This window comes from Persicitalea sp., assembly GCF_041751555.1.
Taxonomy (GTDB): Bacteria; Bacteroidota; Bacteroidia; order Cytophagales; family Spirosomataceae; genus Persicitalea.
This window is the reverse complement of record NZ_JBGSXF010000542.1, coordinates 1-2685: the sequence shown is the minus strand read 5'-3', so window position 1 is coordinate 2685 and position 2685 is coordinate 1. Positions and strand designations below refer to the sequence as shown.

Sequence of the window (2685 nt, the reverse complement as noted above, 5' to 3'; positions counted from 1 at the left end):
GGGAGGTAACACAGCCTTCACCTATTTCCTGAACCGCCGTTTTTTTGCCAAAGCCTCCTTTGAGAAAGCCACCCGTCTGCCCGACGAAACCGAAACCTTTGGGGATCTCCGGCTGGTGCGGCCCAATCCCGCCCTGCTTCCCGAGCAGTCGGACAACCTGAATCTGACCCTGGTTTTCCGCTCCGGCCCGTTCGACGTGGAACTTTCGGGATTCCTTCGCAACGTCGAGAACATCATCTATCTGCCCCCAGCGCCATTCTACGCGCAGTACCAGAACGCGCTGAAAGTCAATATCCGGGGCGTCGAAGGTGCAGTAAAAGTTCAGCCCCGCCCCTGGCTGGCGCTGGATGCCAGTGTCACGTTCCAGGACCTGCGCAATCGGTCGCTGATCGACGGCTACGGGGTCAACAGCGCGCGCTATTTCGGAGCCAGAATGCCCAACATCCCCTACTTCTTTGCCAACGGGGGAATTACCGTCAACCGGGATAGCGTGCTGCAGAAATCGGCCCACGTGCAATTTTACTGGAACGCCAGTTATGTCCACGGTTACTACCTCTACTGGGCGATCGACGGCGACCCTGCCCTGAAAAACAGCATACCCTCCCAGTTCGTCAATCACCTGGGTGTTTCGGTGCTTCATTACAAAAGCAGAATATCCCTCGCGCTCGACGTGAACAACCTTTTCAACCGACTTATTTACGACAATTTCAAAGTGCAATTGCCGGGAAGAACGTACAATCTCAAACTTAGAATCTATCAATTTAAACAATGAACACAATGAAAATCAGCAAAGTAATCCTGGCTCTATCCGCCGCTTTTAGCCTCTTTCTTTCGGCTTGTGAAAAGACCGACCCGGCACCGAATGCCAACGACGAGGCCGTAAAGTACGCCCTAATGGTTACCGGCGGGGCCTTTCCCAACCAGACCGCTTATTTCAGCGGCTTCAAGCAATTGCCCAGTGGCGTAGTCGGCACCGAGGGAGCCGCCGAACTCACTGGTTCGGGTATTATGCATTCCTATAAGGAACACCAGTACCTCACCACCTTTGGCGCGCCGGCCACCTTGCGAAAGTACGGATTCGACGCCCAGGGACGCCCCCAGGAACTGGGTGCGTTCGTAGTGCAGAGCTTGAACACCTTCGGGGCGGTGGATTTCGTGAGCGACACCGAAGCCTACGCCGCCAGCAACGGCTTTGGCGGGGTGCCCAAGCTGGTAAAATTCAACCCGACCACCATGCAGATCACGGGTACCATCGACCTGACTCCCATCCAGAAGCGTGGTGCTAAGGACGTGTTCTACCTAGGCATGACTCACCGCGACGATTATGTGTTTATGGGCGTGAACTACCAGACGGCCAGTTTTTCCAACCTGGGCGATTCGGTGTACGTGGCGGTGATCAACCGGAAGACCGACAAGGTGGAAAAACTGATTGCCGACGGCCGCTGTGGCATTATCTGGAACGGAGGATCGGCCAGTAGCTTCGGTCCCAGCAGCATCGTGCTGGATGAAAACAAAGACATTTACATTACCGGAACGGGCAACCAGGCCAAAGTGCCGAGCGGGGTGGTACGCATCAAAAACGGGCAGACCACTTTTGACCCGACTTATTTCATGGATCTTACCAAAACCGTGGGTTCCGATTGTCAGGGTCTTTTTTACTACGGCAACGGCCGCGCCCTGACCCTCAAGAGCGAAGATCCGGCCAACTATCCTTTTGACGATAGCAAAAATGCGGGCTACCGATATTTCAAGGTGGATCTCTACCAAAAAACGTCCCAGGGCGAACTTTCCGCCTTGCTTCCGAAGGTATCCAGTTCGGCTATGACCAGCAAGTGGGACGAATCCAAGCTGTACCTAAGCGCACCGACCCCCACCACCAATGCGATGTATTCTCTCGATTTGTCGAGCGGAACGGTAAAGAAAGAATTCGACCTGAGCGCGGGGGTGAGCAATGGGTTCGTAAAATTCAAATGAGCGGGTCAAATCGCCGATAGCTAAAAATCAGTATGAGACTTATAATGCTGAACGAATGGAGGCAATGGGCGCGCGAGCGGCGACTCATAGCCCTGTTGATCTTTGGTGTGGTCATCGGGGCCGTGGCGCTGTGGCACCAGCTCGACTACCAGGCCGACCTGCTCGATGTCCGGCAGGATGCTCAGCAGAAATCGCGCCGGGAATGGCTGAGCCAGGAACCCAAACACCCGCACATGGCGGCGCATTTTGGCAACTATGCCTACAAAAAGCCTTCGCCGATGCATGGCTTCGACCCCGGCCTGACCCCCTACACCGGGAGTTCGGTTTATATGGAGCCCCACCGGCAGAATGATTTTCTTTTCAGCCAAAGCCAGGAAAACGGGACGGGTCTTCGGTTCGGCTGGCTAAGTCCCGCGTTGATTTGCCAACTGGTTTTTCCCCTGCTCATTATTCTGTTCTCGTTCAACGGCATCAACGGCGAACGGGAGCGGGGTACGCTGCCTTTGCTGCTCGCCCAGGGAATCGATCTTCGAAGGATTCTTTTTGCCAAAACCCTGGCCACGTTCCTGGTCTTCGAGCTGGGCTTCACGGTTTTGTTTGCGGCCACGCTGGGCATGTCGCGGCTAGTCATGGCGACGACTGTTCCTGTTTCGACCATGCTCTACGTCTGGTCGATCTACACGCTGTACCTCTTTTGCTGGAGCCTGCTGG

The 2685-nt window shown here is 55.2% G+C and carries 3 protein-coding genes; all 3 read left to right on the top strand.

What is annotated here, in order from left to right; genetic code table 11:
- The coding region (locus ACEW8P_RS19500; RefSeq protein WP_373514752.1) for a TonB-dependent receptor domain-containing protein at window positions 1–772 on the top strand (772 nt) is incomplete at its 5' end.
- Window positions 769–1974, top strand: a complete 1206-nt coding sequence (locus tag ACEW8P_RS19495) for a DUF4374 domain-containing protein (RefSeq protein WP_373514751.1) — start codon at window positions 769–771, stop codon at window positions 1972–1974. The genes ACEW8P_RS19500 and ACEW8P_RS19495, both read left to right, overlap by 4 nt.
- Before the next feature lie 32 nt (window positions 1975–2006).
- Window positions 2007–2685 (top strand): ABC transporter permease (locus tag ACEW8P_RS19490; protein ID WP_373514750.1); only part of this gene is annotated, 679 nt, incomplete at its 3' end.